The following is a 14,307-nucleotide window of genomic DNA, read 5'->3' as shown; positions in this document are numbered from 1 at the left end:
GCATTAAGCGGAGCAGAAGTAAGCATACCCGGTTGAACGCGCGGCAGTAATAAACCCTGACGGTCGCTTTCGAGTTCTAATACAGAAGCTTTGTTGATAGTATAGGGCCTGTCGCCTATCTTCATTTGTGCATGTACATTGGATGCAGCAAGGACCATTCCGGACGCGAAAAGTACGCGTACCGCAGTACGTAAAGGATTACTCATAGTAATAGGATAAATAGGTACGTTTAAATAGGTAGATAATTAAAAGTTCACTTTATAACACAAAACGGAAATAGCAATAGAATGATCAATAACCTGCATAGGTAGTTTGGCAATAGGGATGTCAGTTCCTCGTAACGGATTCGCCTGTTTTTCAGGCATCGTTTTCTCTAAAATAATTGTCCCTTACATTAAACAGAGCATAGGTAAGCACAACCGCTAAACGCGGCAGTAATAAACCTGCGGTCAATGTCGAATTCTAATTCAGCAGCTTGTTAATCGTATAGGGCCTGTCGCCTATCTTCATATGCGTGCGCACTTTGGACGCAGCAAGGACCATTACGGACGCGAAGGCACGCGTACCGCAGTACATAAATACTACTCATAGTAATAGGATAAATAGGTACGTTTAAATAGGAATTTAATTACAAGTTCACTTTACAACACAAAACGGGAAATAGCAATAGAATGATGAATAACCTGCATAGGTAGTTTGGCGATAGGGATGTCAGTTCCTCGTAACGGATTCGCCTGTTTTTCAGGCATCGTTTTCTCTAAATAAGTGTCCCTTTGTTTCTACATTGAAGCAGGGCAGCAGCAAGCCCCCGGTTAAACGCGCGGCAGTAATAAACACTGGCGTTATACCCCAATTCTAATACAAAACTCGTTAGGAATAGGCCCTGTTGCCCATCTTCATCTGCGCACACACGTTGGACGCCGCAAAGACTATTCCGGACGCGAAAAGTACGCGTACCGCAATACATAAATAATTACTCATAGTAATAGGATAAATAGGTACGTTCAAATAGGAATTTAATATAAGTTCCTTAATAACACAAAACGGGAAACAGCAATTAGATGATAATAACCTGCATAGGTAGTTAGGCGATAGGGGATGTCAGTTGCTCGTAACAGATTTGCCTGCTTTTCAGGCCTCGTTTTCCTCTAAAATAAGTGTCCCTTTGTTTTCCATAATACGCTTGAAAACCGTTATTGTCTTACATGATACAAAGGTATAATATTAATTTTAATTATCAAATGTTTTAGCCTGTTTTCACCGGTTTGGGGCAAAAATACCTAAAAGTAAGTACTGGGGAAGGATGGGGAGGATTGCTATCTAAATTGCCAGGTACGAGCAAATGATTTTCATAATTAAATTTAAACTGTCACAATCAATCGATTAACTTATGCTTAACCAAAATGTAGCCAGTTTTAATCTAAACTTGGAGAATTCTCTATAACCAGCAGCTCTTCCAAATAAGTGCCGGAGGAACCTAATTTTTAAATAAGTAATTATCTCCGCTTTCTCCTTCCACTATAACAAGAAGCCCAACTTTTATTTGTCGGTGTGAAAGTCCTGACGACCAGACGGTATATTGATATGGCACAAAGCACTCAGGAAAAAGATAACGCTCTCTGAGTTTGCAAGGATTATATATATGATGAACCAGCGACGTGGATTTAAGAGTAGCAGGAACGACAGGGCGAAAGCGGAGAATACAAAAAAAGGACCGCCTCCCAACGAAGACGGCCCCATATCTTAGCAAAAACTAAACTGCTACTTTACCAACTTCTCCAATGCCTTCAGCAACTCCTCGCCTCTCAAATTCTTCGCAATCACTTTCCCCTGTTTATCTACCAGGAAATTGAAAGGAATACCGTTAATACCGAACTCTTTTACTACCGGACTTTTCCATCCTTCCAGGTCGCTGATGTGCGCCCAGGTGAGGCCATCGGCTTCGATGGCTTTTTCCCAGAGGTCTTTTTTAGTGTCGAGCGAGGCACCGAGTACGGTGAAACCTTTGTCGCTGTAAAGACTGTAAGCTTTCTTTACCGTTGGGTTCTCTGCACGGCAAGGGCCGCACCAGCTGGCCCAGAAGTCTACCAGTACGTACTGTCCTTTGAAGTCGGCCAGACTAACGGTTTTACCGTTGGCGTCGGGCATACTGAACGCGGGGGTGGCACCTATACCGGTGGTTTTCTGCACGTCCAGGAACTTTTTGATGGACTTACCGTAAACGGTACTCTTACCGGCGGCACTCAGCTGATCAAAATACTTTGTGGCGTTCTCGATGTTTGGATAATCCACATAACGGCTCTGGATAGCAAAAGCTGTTACCGGCGAAGATGGATTGGCTTTTACTGCTGCAGCAACGGCCGCACTGGTGCGAACGTTTAATTGCTCAAAAGCATCATCTTTCCATTTATCAAATTCTGGTGTAGCTTTTACTTTACCCTGCTGCGTAGCAGAATCAAGTGCGCGGTATATTTTACCGGCATCGGCAGTAATACCACTCCAGGTTGTGTTCCATTGCTGGTATTCGGCCTGCAGTTTACCGCCTTTTGTGATGGCATTGGTAAACGTACCGTCTTTGGTTTCTACTGTTACGGTTGTATTCTCCAGGAAAAACGGCAGACCGCCCCTGTCGCCCTTCACATATAAATACGCCGCCAGCGGAGCATCTACGGCCGGACTGAACACCACCTGCCCTTTGCTTACTACAGCTGAATCAAGTATACGTTTATCGCCTTTTGAATACGAAAGATATATCGTATCGTTCTTCGGCTTTTCCTTAAAAACGATTTTCACTTTGTAAGCAGCCGACGCGCCTGCCGAAATGGCTAACAAAAGCAAAGCGCCGCCAATAGTTGGTTTCAGTTTCATGGTTTATTTTTTACTGTATTTTATATTTCATGTTAACGATCTTGCCAAAGCCTTCGTACTTATTCACATAAGTATCGCCGGTAAATTTACCATTCACGTTCAGGGTAAATTCATATACACGACCAGTTGTTCCATCGTAAGTACCCACCATCAGGGTAGATGTGGAGATAGCGGGATCGATGCACATAGCGGTAACGGTTTCGCCTGCTGGCAGCGTGTAGATAAGCGATTCGGCATTGGGGCCTATCTCATACATCCTGATCCTGTTACCTTCCGCATAATAAATGTATTCGAGTAATACGGAGTTGGCGGCGGCGGTCATATTCGCAATACCGGTGGCATTCATCTTTTGCTTTAGCCTGGGACTGGCAGCCACGCCCAGGTTTAACTGGAACAGGTACGAGTCGCCGGCGGCATCTTTCAGAATAGCACTGTGAATATAGTTGGCGGGAGATGGGCCTGCATGCTGCAGGGTCATGCCTACATTATTTGCATCAAACGCATCGCCTGCAACAAACGTAGGGAAATGCACTACGTTACCGCCAATACCTACCGCATCGGAACGAAGGCCAATGAAACGTTTGCCCATGTTATCGTAAAACGCGGCAATGTAGCGGGATGAGTTGAAGTCGCCATCCATGATATAGGGCGCAGCCGAATATTCTACCTTATTGTCGAGCGTAAGTTCGGAACCATACAGGTACGGACCTGGGAAACCGCCGTAACGTTTTACATGTATCAATCCATTATTGATCAATACACCGGCCTGACCGGCAGTATTGGAAACAAGGTGGTTGCGGCCTGGCTTCTGGGTAGCCGGCACGTTAAAGAACCATTTGGCAAAACCTCCGATATTTACAAAGCTGGTCACATTCACTTCTACTCCCTGATCATCGCTTAGTAAAAACACTTCCTTCGGCGACATGCGTATATTCATATCTACCCTGTGCAGTGTTTTCGGCAGCTTAACTCCATTAGAGCTTTCGTAAATATTATGGAACACTTTACCGGTAGGGGCCAGTATGCTTATATCGCCGCCATTGGCAAACTGCTCAACAAACATCCATCCCCTGCTGTAGTTCGAACCTACGTGCAGTGTATACCACAGGTAACTGCTAACAGCGGTAGCGGTATCGGTAACGGTAAAAATGAGCCGGTAATCACCAGCAGGCAGGCTTACCTGCTTGTTAAACAGGTAGTCTTTAGACAACTGAACCGTATCGAAATGCTGGCTGGCAACGGTAGCATCGATGGCACGGGCCGTCCAGTCGAACTTGTAGCGGGTGATGGGCACATCCTGTGATGCGTAGATATCCGGACTTAACTTCAGTGTATCGAATTGCAGCACGCTGTATTCGAGGCCCGAAGTATCACCCAACGTTACTTTGTTAAGGTCTTTGTAATCGTAATCGCCTTTATCTTTATAACAGGCCTGTAGCATAAGCATAGCCACAGCTACCAGCGGAATAAGACTTAAATATTTAGATAATTTCATTACTTACTGTTAAGGTTGATAATAAATGATGACTTTAAGGGAATACTACCTGCAGGCCATTTTCATCATACAATGGTCCGTTGGCGGCCTCGTAGGCGGCCAGGGCCACTTTACATTTAGACCCCATAGCAGCCAGTTCCGAAGGCAGGTTGGGGAATGTTACCCGCTGCAACGTAGCCACCATAAAGCGGAACTTCACCATCGAGAACTGCCCGAACACGGCCGCGAACGTAAAACTCCAGGTAGGCGGCACCAGCTGATCGGTGATAGATACTTTGAAGTCTTTGTACTGATCGTACCCTACTTTAAAATCTTTCGAAGGCAGTAAATTCACGTATAGCTTCAGGATCTTGGTAGTCATATCCGGTGTGCGGTTGATGTACACGGGTATTGAATCGGTAAAACTGTTAGCCCTTACCTTTTTAGGGCCTATCTCGAATACGATATGCTCTTTAGCGGAAGAACTGTCTACTATTTCCAACTCCACTTCCCGATCGTAATCCGCCACATCGCCCATAATACGTAAAGGCAGGTATATGGTGTCTTTAGTCTGGCTCGTGGGCAGCAATATGAAATTGTAGCCGATAGAGTCTGCGGTAACGGTGTTTACACCTCCCCAGAAATATACTTTAGGATCGTTCTCGTACATAGAAAGATCATCATTCTCTTTACAGCTGGCAACCGAAACAATAACCAGCATCAATCCAAGTATTTTATATGCAAATGCTTTCATGTAAGTAAGGATTAAGACCTGAATTCAATTTCATCTTCCGGAATGGGGAATACAAACAGGGCGTTGCCTGTTGCCGTGGCGGCAGGCACCTGGATATTGTTCCTTTTATAGTAGTAAAACAGCTGGCCTTCGCCATAATACTCTTTCACGTACTCCTTCCCTATTTCCGTAAGTACCTGTGCCGAAGTAGTACTGATAGCGGCTGGCAAAAAGCGGCCGGTTACCTTGTACGCATCCATGTAGGCATTAGCGGTAGCTACATCAGGCGCAGCTTCGGCAGCTACCAAATACATTTCTGACAGGCGAATGAGTGGCATGCGGTACTGTGAGGCCGTGGCTATTTTATAGAACTTGGCCATGTAACGTGTAACAGAACCGGTTCCGGCAACCCACCAGAGTTTGTATCGCGGGTCGCCGCCATAACCCTGCACAGCGTTTTCGTATACGGTTTTAATTGTAGCATCGGGCACCAGCAGGTAGCTGTTATTAGGGGAGGCAATACCGTTAGCTGTTTCTGTGAAGAAAATGTCGGAAGTAGTATTAAGTCCATAGGTGTATAAACTGAATATGCACTCCATGGGCAATACGCGATCGGGATTGGCAGCGTTTACTTCTGCTGCGTTTACAAAACGAAAGTTCTTACCATCGATCACCTTTTTAGCATATACCAGTGCGTTGGCCTTATCGCCTTTGTACAGGTAAATTCTGGCCATGGTGGCACGTACCGCCCATATATTAAACGTATAACCATTACCCACAGTAGTATCGGCCATCATCGCTTCAGCAGTTGCCAGATCGCTGAGGCAACTGTCGATAACGGCAGTAGTAGTTAAGCTGGCAGCAGGTTTTACGGTAAAATCTTTCATGTAGGGAATTGCCTTATACTGCGGATCAGCCACGTACGAAGGGGCAAACATGCGCAGCAGGTCGAAGTGCAGGAAGGCGCGTAACCCGGTGGCTTCTGCTTTCATTTTCTTATAAGCGGCCTCGGTGGCAAACACATTACGGCCACCATCTATTTTAGATAACAGCAGGTTTAACTGCGCCACACGGGCGTACATACCAGACCATATGCCGTTAATAGTCAGCCTCACCTGCGTTTCGGTATACTGGTGGTAGGCGGAAAAGTAATAGCCATGAAAAGTATTGGTCACCGTGTTGCTGTAACGGCGCGCTATTACATCCATAAAACTAATCGTCAGCTTTTCGCCATAAAGCGGCTTTTCAGACATGCCTGTGTAAACGCCACGCATTAAATCATTGTATCCCTGCTCGTCGGCGAAAATCTCATCTTCCGGTAATTGGGCCGAAGGTTTAACATCCAGCCATTTATTGCAGGACATCATCCCGATGGATAACAGTATCGCCAAAAATATTTTATTCCTCATATCAATAGCTTAATTAATTAGAAAGAAGTTTGCAATAAAAGCGTGAACGACTGGCTATAAGGATAGGACAGTCCCCTTTCCTGTTTCACCGTGCTAAGTCTAAACAGCTGGCCGGTATAAAAGGATATTTTGGTATTGCTCAACTTCGTTCTTTTATTAAAGTTGTCGGTAAAGCGGTAGTATACAGATGCACTTTCGGCAGCCAGGTAGCTGTAATCCTGCACAAAGCGGGAAGTAGGCAGTGTTGGCGTGGTACCGATCGCATAACCCTCTGGCGTTACAATACCTTTAAAGAAGGTATGATCGCCGGGCTTCTGCCACCTGTCTTCATACACCCTCCGGTCTACGTTGTAGCGGATGTTCGCATTCTCCACCCTGTCGGCCAGGGTTTCGTTATAGGTTTGTCCACCAATACGGAAGCGCATGTACACGTTAAAGCCAATGCCGTTCAATTCCAGGTTAGTACCAAAAGTGCCTTCCAGTTTAGGGCGTGCGTCGCCCGCAATTACCTGGTCGGCCGTGCTGTAAGTGTTAGTTTCTTTACCATCCCTGGTCACGAATATTTCGCGGCCGTTAGCGGGGTCAATTCCTTTGGACTGCACCGCCCAGATAGCCGTTGGCGACATCCCTTCGGCATAACGCACCAGTGGTTTGGTGGAGGTAGAAGTATCGGCCACTTTGTTCAACGCCTTTAAAGAGTTAGACAGGCGGGTATATTCACCTTTAGAAGAGAAGAAGTTGGCGAATACATTGATGTTATCGCGTTTGCGTGATAAGATCGCATAGTTGAAATACGCTTCCCAGCCTTTGTTGGTGAGGTCGCCCATGTTTTCTTTATAAGAAGGAAAACCGGTAGATGGCGCTGTATTGATCGTAGCCAGGGCACCTTGTGTTTTTTCGATGAAGTAGTTACCGCGAATAGTTACTTTATCCAGCACGGTAATGTCGGCACCGAAGTTGTTTTTCTGAGTTTGCTGCCAGGCGAGGTTGCTATTGCCATAACCCAGCAGGTACAGGCCGTACTGGCCGGCGTAAGGAACCTGGTAGTATTGGGCGGTGGTAAGGGCGAGGTAGCTGTCGAACTTCTGCGAACCGGTATAACCGAAGGAGTAACGCAGTTTCAGCTGGTTGATGTAATCGTTCTGGAAAAACTTCTCGTTATGAATGTTCCAGCCGCCACCAACAGACCAGAAGTTGGCGAAACGTTTATCGGAACCGAACAGCGACGAACCATCGAGGCGGTAGGAGAAATCGAGCAGGTAACGGTTATTATAAGCGTAGCTAAGGTTACCCAGGTAACCGGCCAGGCGGCTTTTAGATTCTACACCAATAGGCTTGCTATCCTTCAGATATTGCACCGCGTTGAAGAAGTTATCTAAACGTTCGTTCTGGAAACCAGTTACCGTCATGTCTGTAGACTGCAGGCTGTTAGTCTGGAAGTTCATACCCACGGTACCAAAAAACATATGCTGGCCAAACTGGCGGTTGAAGTCGGCAGTGAAGTTACCATCTACGTTCGTGCGGTTACCGTCCACTTTGCGGTACGAGCCACGTTCGTTAAACTGCGTAGCCGTGAGGCCGGCAAACCTAGTATGCGCTGGTGGCAGGAAGTTACCGTAGGAATCGTTTTGTTTTTGTACAGAGAGGCGGCCATTCAGGCGCAGCCATTCGGTTACCGTCCACTGTATGCTGGTATTATTCATGATGTTCTGGTAACGGGTTCCGTCGGTGATGGCCAGTTTGCCATTGTACAGCGGGTTGGTAACACGCGCATTCAGCAGTGTGCCCGGGACCTGCATAGAACCGTTGCTGTAGGAATAATCCTCCAGGTAAAGACTCGTTCTGCCATTTGCATCCTGCGGCGCCCAATACGGGTTCAGGATCGTATAGTCCTGGAAAGTACCGTATGGAGAGTTATTAGCTTTATTATAACCCAGTGTAAGATCGTTACGGAACTGGAAGTTCTTAAGGCGGTAGGATAAGTAGGTATTGGCAGAAAAGTTTTCACGGTCGGAGCCCTTCATAACACCGTTTCTTTTATCGTAGGTAAGCGATACGCCATAGAGAGCATTGTTACCACCACCTTCTATATACAGGTTTTGTTTGGCGCCGAAGCTGGTTTGCAGCGGCTGCGACAACCAGTAAGTATTAACACCGCGCTGCACCTGTGCAAGGCGGGCATTATATAAAACGTTCAGTCTTTCCTGCTCGGCATTAATGCTCGATTTGTAAATACCCCCTTTCACTTCGAGGTCCAGCTTTTCGCGGGCATTCAGCAGGTCATAATCGCGCAGGTCGGGCAGCTCCATAGAAAAGTTACTGTTGATGGAAACGCGTAGTTTACCGTCCTGTGGTGTCATCAGCTCCATAATTACCACACCGTTGGCAGCGCGGGAACCGTAGATAGAGGTAGCTGCTGCATCCTTAAGAATGGTAACTTTAGCGATGCGGTTGATATCCAGGTCGAAAATTCGCTGCATCGATACTTCGAAACCGTCGAGGATAAACAGCGGCTGGTTTACCTTGTTGTTGCTATAGCCCAGTACATCTGTTCCTACCGCACTTGGATTTACAATGCTGTTGCCGCCGCGGATCTGCACATCAGGCAGTACGTTCGGGTTAGAACCTACGCCGATGTTCTCCGGGATCTGGAAAGACGGGTCTAACGCGCTGATAGCGGCCAACACGTTACCGTTGCTTACTTTGGAAAGATTCTCTTTTGTAAGTACGGTGGCGGCGCCGGTAAAATTTTGTGCGGGACGGCTATATAAACCAGTTACCACCACATCGGTGAGGGTTTTGGCACTTACTTTCAGGCGGGCGTTTACACGGCTGCCTGCAGCGATCACTTCCAGTTTTTCAAAACCGAGCGACATAATAACCAGCGTAGAACCGGGCGTTGTTTCGATAGAAAACTCGCCTTTTACATTGGTGGTGGTGCCTACCGTACGGCCCTTTACCATCACAGTAGCACCAATCACAGGTTCGCCGGTTTTATCGTCGATCACAACACCGGTTATTTTTTTTACCGGCTCCTGTTGCACAACCTCTGCCGGCTCTTCCACCAGCGTTTCGAAGTTACCGGAGGGCAACTTCGCCACAGGTTGCTGGAAAATAATGATCTTATTATCCAGCTGCCGGAACCCGTACCCGCTGCTCTTCAGCAACTGCTCCAGCGTACGGCGCACACTGGCGTTTTTGGAAGAATAGGTAAGTGGCGGCAAAGCGTTCAGTTGCTGCTTGTTATAAGCAAAGCGAAAAACGGTTTGTTGCTCAATTTGTTTTAATGCGCTCAGTAATGGTTGATTAGTAATATTGACAGAAACGGGCGTTTCTTCGATAGTTTGTCCCTTCGTCGTGCTGGCGAATAATAGCTGGGTAGTACATCCCAGCATTGCTACAATGAAGCCAAATCTCATAAACCGTACTTTACAATAAGAAGAAACAGAAGTCTTATATAGGAACAGCAATTCCCTATACCTAAAAATTTTCATATTTTTGGTTGATAAGTTTTGAATAATGCAGACTTGTTTTTATTTGAAACCCTTTACAAACATCTCGGTGGCAGCCGGGATGTTTGCTTTTTAATCAGGCCTCATGGTGGTTTTTGTTCGTTGTTGGCTTGATACATGATTTTGGTTTTATTTAATAGTGATTACTTTTTGGTTGATTGTATAACTGATGCCGGTCACTTCGCCCACAATGGCCAGTATTTCCTCCAGCGGATCTTTTTCCCCGATTGTTACAGATATGCGCTTTTGCGCTATTTCTTCACTAACTATTTTCACTTCACAATCATATTTCGCTTCCAGGAAAGCCGCCAGTTCGCCAAGCGTTTTGTCGTCGAAAAACAGTTCCGAAGGCTTCCAGGCTACTTCTTTCACCGCGTTTACCGCCAGTTTTGCAAACTTTTCTTCGGTGCGGTCAAACACAATTTGTTCGTTTGCAGTAAGCAGGCCAAGGGTTTCCTCGTTTTTGCCATTCACCTGTACTTTACCCTGTGTTACCGTAACGCTTATCTTTTGAGCGTCGGGATAAGCCTTTACATTAAACGCTGTGCCCAATACGCGGGTGCTTAACTCGCCGGAGCGTACCGTAAATGGATGCGAGGCATCTTCCTTAATATCAAAATACCCCTCTCCTTCCAGCACCACTTCCCGTTCGCTGCCTGCATTTTCACCAAATGCTTTCGCGTAACGCAGGCTGCTGCCGGTATTTAATATAACAGTACTTCCATCGGGCAGGTAAACGAACTGTTTGCCCGTATCAGCCTTCACCAGGGCATAGGCCGGTGTTCCCAACGGCACTACACCGGCTGGTTTATTCAACAAGCGGATGCCGGCAAATGCCAGCGCCGCAGCTGCCGCCACCCCTGTTGTCCATAACACCATTTTACGGATGCTGGACTGTTTAGCCGGCAATATCACCGGTTGCTGTTGAATGCGTTGCAACATAGCCTCCCAATTAACCTGCTTCAATTGCGTATGCGCCTGCAAATGGTCCCAAACTGCACGCATTTCCTTATCCAGCGTGTTCGAAGAATGCTCCTGCTGCAACAGCATTACTAATTCTTCCAGTTCTTTGGGGGTACAATCATTTGCGAGGTATTTGCGGAATAGTAACGTAAGCCTCATAACATGGCAACATTAAGGTTGCCATTACAAGGACACATGAAAATCTAACAAGGACTACTCTTTGTTAAAATATTTTTAAGAAAAAGGAAGATTCTTTACCTGAACAGTAAAAAAGCGAGGATAACAGAGGTGTGCGCCGTATTCTCCAGCAGGTAACGGCGCAGGAACATCAGGGTTTTTACCAGGTGGTTCTTCACGGTGTTTTTGGAGATATTTAGTTTATAGGCTATTTCTTCGTGGTTAAGCCCCTCGGTACGACTTAACTCGTACACCATCCGTCGCTGCGGCGATAACTGCGCCACACCCTGGTGAAGGAGCTGGTCGTATTCCCGGGAAATCACCGTTTCCTCCACATCGTTGCGGGCAGGCGTCATACGTGAAGCCAGTTCTTTCATAAACTGTACGTCGTTGGCGGCTTTACGGAGATAATTGAGTGTTTTATTACGGGCGATGGTAAACAGGTAAGCTTCGGGATTATCGATTTCATGCAACGTATCGCGGCAGATCCACAATTTAAGAAATATCTCCTGGGTAAGCTCTTCGGCCGCATCATGATCTTTAGCGATCAGGAATACGAAGCCGAACACCCTTTCCCGGCAGGTATTAAATAGTTGGTTGAACCGCTCTTCACTGTTAGATTGTCGCCCGGACACTGCCCCCATACTCTACGCTTAAAATTTCAATAAAATGGCTGGTATTGGTTTTATGCTCGTCTATTCACTTACGTTCTCTAAAATTGTAGCGGTAACAAGATAAAAAATATTATCAAGTTTAGTAACAATAATGTTAAAATACAGGCAGAACCAGTCAAAATACGACCAATATTCGCAGCACTGCATACAATCAGCAGTATTTTTTTGTAAATTAACTATCCCAAATAACCACGGTTATGAAGATCACAATTCCCGAGTTATACTGCCCTTTTCCGGGCGTAATGAACCCGCTGGCCGAAGTAGCGGCTTACGAAACGCTTAAGTGGCGGCGCAGGTTCCGGCTGCTGCACATGCCTAACCACCAGTTAAGCATGCTCACCGCGCGGTGTTACCCCACGGCAACAAAGGAACGGCTGTTGCTGGCCGATAAATTCATGCATCTGTTATTTGCCATCCACGACGAAGTTACGGCCACCGACGAACTCTCGGCCATATTGCACAACCGGCTGGTTATCCGGGAAAACACGGGTATCAATGCGGCATTCTCCGATGCCTGGGAACAGTTGCAGGCGGTCAGCAGCCGCTCCTGGCAACAGGAATTTCAGCTGGGGATGCAAAAAATGTTCGACACTGCGCAATGGGCCTCTCAGAACAAAACCCTGGGCCGCATGCCCGGCATCGCCTACTTCTACCAGAAGCGGCCCTACCTGGGTATTGCCCACCCGGTTATTCAACTGATAAGTGTGATCGAAAATATAGAGTTGCCCGCAGCAACCTGGCGCGAACCCGCCCTGGAAGATCTTACCACCTTCGCCCGCAACGCCCTCTGCTGCGCATCCGACCTCTTTTCGCTGTGCCGCGAAGTAGAAGAAGAAAACGCACACAATATCGTTCAGGTCATCCGCCGCGACGACCACCTTTCGGTAGAAGGGGCGGTTAATCAAACCACCCAGCTGCATAATAACGATATGAACCATTTTGTGCGTATCTCCCAAAACCACCCGTTGTTTGCACAACACGAAGGCAGCCTTAAACAATACGCCGTTTCCCTGGCCGCTGTTTTGCGCGGCCACATCGACTGGAGTACGGGCGACACCGAGCGGTATCGCTTTACTTACGCGGGTAATTTTAAAGTGCTGGAACTATAAGGCATAAAAAACGGGAATTTTAAACGCCTTGTACATTTCCTTCTTTATCTATCCACACCTTTTTACCACCCAGGTACACCATGGCTTTGCCCTTTTCAAAAACAAACTGCCAGTCCGTATTTACCGCATCAAACTTTAAAGGAATAACCACTTTACCCGTTTGATCAATAAAACCAAGTTTACCATTGAGCGTTACCGCTGCCAGTCCTTCCCGGAAAAGATAGGCCGCATCGTACTGGTGAGCAATTACCGCTTTGCCTGTTTTATCAATAAAACCAGCTTTACCTTTTAACCCGGCTACCGCCAGGCCTTCCGAAAATCCAAACGAATAATCGAACTGCGGGGCAATAACTTCTGTACCCTCTGTATTAATATAACCCGTATAACCATTCACCACCACACTGGCCAATCCCTCGCGAAAGGCAGTACACTGCTGATATTTCGGGGTTACTACCACTACACCTTTATTATTGATAAAACCATACTTCCCATTTTCGGAGAAACGGCTAAATCCTTCAGCGAAAGACGACTGGTTGGCGCATTTAAGCGTGCAGGGAGCCACTTCTTTGCCAGCCACATCTATAATACCCCACTTACCATGATGCTGTACCCAGGCCAAACCTTCACTAAATTCTTTTACAGCTTCGTACTTAGGCTTTACCACCGTTTTACCGGTCTGGTTGTTGGTGTAACCATAAAGACCGGAGAATTCATTTTTCACGACCGTTAACTCCTGGGCATAGGCAAACCTGGTGGCGCCGCAACTGAGTAACAGCGTAGCAATTATGTATTTCATAGGTAAATTATTTCTGAGGGAGATTTTAAAATGAGCGACGCCCGGCAATTGCACCGGGCGTCGCAAAGGTAGTGGTAGTATGAAGGAGATGCTATACCTGTTAATAAGTAAATTCCAACCAGATAAGTTAGTCGGCGCGCAGGTGCTTTAAGGGGTTGGCCCAGGCGGCTTGTAATACCTGCGACAACACGGCGGCCAAAGCTGTAACGGTGGCAAAAAAGCCTCCTGCGGCAAATATCCACCAGGTAATATCGGCCTGGTAAGCAAATTGTTGCAGCCAATACCGCATTACCCACCAGGCGGCGGGGGCGGCCAGCAGAAAAGCTGGCAATACCGGTTTCAACAAATCTTTGGAGAACAAAATGGCAATGCCGCTTACGCTGGCGCCCAGTACCTTACGAACGCTTATTTCGCGGTAACGCTGCTGCACGGCCATGTGCGCCATACCAAACAGCCCCGAAGCACAAATCAACACCGACAGTATGGCCGCTATCGAAATAATCGTACGCCAGCGTTGCTCCTGTGCATATTCACGGGCATTTAACTGGTCGAGGAACTGGTATTCAAAAGATGCCGCGGGTAACGCTTTACG

General features: G+C 46.9%; 11 protein-coding genes. 1 reads left to right on the top strand and 10 read right to left on the bottom strand.

Going from position 1 to position 14,307, the window contains the following annotated elements:
* The 8 genes from QZT80_RS19055 to QZT80_RS19020 form a co-directional block, all read right to left on the bottom strand.
* Window positions 1-206 (bottom strand): hypothetical protein (locus QZT80_RS19055; RefSeq protein WP_295125741.1); only part of this gene is annotated, 206 nt, incomplete at its 3' end.
* 1,555 nt (window positions 207-1,761) lie between these two features.
* Entirely contained in the window at window positions 1,762-2,868 is a 1,107-nt protein-coding gene (locus QZT80_RS19050; RefSeq protein WP_295125738.1) for a TlpA disulfide reductase family protein, read from the bottom strand.
* A gap of 10 nt (window positions 2,869-2,878) precedes the next feature.
* On the bottom strand, window positions 2,879-4,363 hold the full coding sequence (locus QZT80_RS19045; RefSeq protein WP_295125735.1) for a PKD-like family lipoprotein: 1,485 nt from the start codon (window positions 4,361-4,363) through the stop codon (window positions 2,879-2,881).
* A 34-nt stretch (window positions 4,364-4,397) separates the two neighbouring features.
* A complete protein-coding gene (locus tag QZT80_RS19040) occupies window positions 4,398-5,096 on the bottom strand; it encodes a DUF4843 domain-containing protein (RefSeq protein WP_295125732.1) in 699 nt (232 codons plus the stop codon).
* An 11-nt stretch (window positions 5,097-5,107) separates the two neighbouring features.
* Window positions 5,108-6,484, bottom strand: a complete 1,377-nt coding sequence (locus QZT80_RS19035) for a RagB/SusD family nutrient uptake outer membrane protein (protein ID WP_295125731.1) — start codon at window positions 6,482-6,484, stop codon at window positions 5,108-5,110.
* Between the two features lie 17 nt (window positions 6,485-6,501).
* A complete protein-coding gene (locus tag QZT80_RS19030; RefSeq protein WP_295125728.1) occupies window positions 6,502-9,903 on the bottom strand; it encodes a SusC/RagA family TonB-linked outer membrane protein in 3,402 nt (1,133 codons plus the stop codon).
* 222 nt (window positions 9,904-10,125) lie between these two features.
* Complete coding sequence (locus tag QZT80_RS19025) at window positions 10,126-11,118, bottom strand: FecR family protein (protein ID WP_295125725.1); 993 nt, start codon at window positions 11,116-11,118, stop codon at window positions 10,126-10,128.
* 95 nt (window positions 11,119-11,213) lie between these two features.
* Entirely contained in the window at window positions 11,214-11,780 is a 567-nt protein-coding gene (locus tag QZT80_RS19020) for an RNA polymerase sigma-70 factor (RefSeq protein WP_295125721.1), read from the bottom strand.
* A gap of 227 nt (window positions 11,781-12,007) precedes the next feature.
* Between QZT80_RS19020 and QZT80_RS19015 the strand changes: the two genes are divergently transcribed.
* Complete coding sequence (locus QZT80_RS19015; protein WP_295125718.1) at window positions 12,008-12,919, top strand: hypothetical protein; 912 nt, start codon at window positions 12,008-12,010, stop codon at window positions 12,917-12,919.
* 19 nt (window positions 12,920-12,938) lie between these two features.
* Here the strand turns inward: QZT80_RS19015 and QZT80_RS19010 are convergent, their stop codons facing one another.
* Both QZT80_RS19010 and QZT80_RS19005 read right to left on the bottom strand, forming a co-directional pair.
* Window positions 12,939-13,715, bottom strand: coding sequence for a WG repeat-containing protein (locus tag QZT80_RS19010; protein ID WP_295125715.1), 777 nt, complete (start codon window positions 13,713-13,715; stop codon window positions 12,939-12,941).
* 127 nt (window positions 13,716-13,842) lie between these two features.
* Window positions 13,843-14,307, bottom strand: a 465-nt coding sequence (locus tag QZT80_RS19005) for an ABC transporter permease (protein ID WP_367112880.1), incomplete at its 5' end; no start/stop codon positions are given.

The sequence above is a fragment of the uncultured Chitinophaga sp. genome (assembly GCF_902168175.1).
Taxonomy (GTDB): Bacteria; Bacteroidota; Bacteroidia; order Chitinophagales; family Chitinophagaceae; genus Chitinophaga.
Note: the sequence above shows the minus strand (reverse complement) of the source record. Positions and strands in the feature narration are given on the sequence as shown.

Excerpts from the sequence above, each read along its gene's own strand:
- QZT80_RS19050 (WP_295125738.1), bottom strand. The coding sequence starts at position 2,868 with ATGAAACTGAAACCAACTATTGGCGGCGCTTTGCTTTTGTTAGCCATT.
- QZT80_RS19045 (WP_295125735.1), bottom strand. The coding sequence starts at position 4,363 with ATGAAATTATCTAAATATTTAAGTCTTATTCCGCTGGTAGCTGTGGCT.
- QZT80_RS19040 (WP_295125732.1), bottom strand. The coding sequence starts at position 5,096 with ATGAAAGCATTTGCATATAAAATACTTGGATTGATGCTGGTTATTGTT.
- QZT80_RS19035 (WP_295125731.1), bottom strand. The coding sequence starts at position 6,484 with ATGAGGAATAAAATATTTTTGGCGATACTGTTATCCATCGGGATGATG.
- QZT80_RS19030 (WP_295125728.1), bottom strand. The coding sequence starts at position 9,903 with ATGAGATTTGGCTTCATTGTAGCAATGCTGGGATGTACTACCCAGCTA.
- QZT80_RS19025 (WP_295125725.1), bottom strand. The coding sequence starts at position 11,118 with ATGAGGCTTACGTTACTATTCCGCAAATACCTCGCAAATGATTGTACC.
- QZT80_RS19020 (WP_295125721.1), bottom strand. The coding sequence starts at position 11,780 with ATGGGGGCAGTGTCCGGGCGACAATCTAACAGTGAAGAGCGGTTCAAC.
- QZT80_RS19015 (WP_295125718.1), top strand. The coding sequence starts at position 12,008 with ATGAAGATCACAATTCCCGAGTTATACTGCCCTTTTCCGGGCGTAATG.
- QZT80_RS19010 (WP_295125715.1), bottom strand. The coding sequence starts at position 13,715 with ATGAAATACATAATTGCTACGCTGTTACTCAGTTGCGGCGCCACCAGG.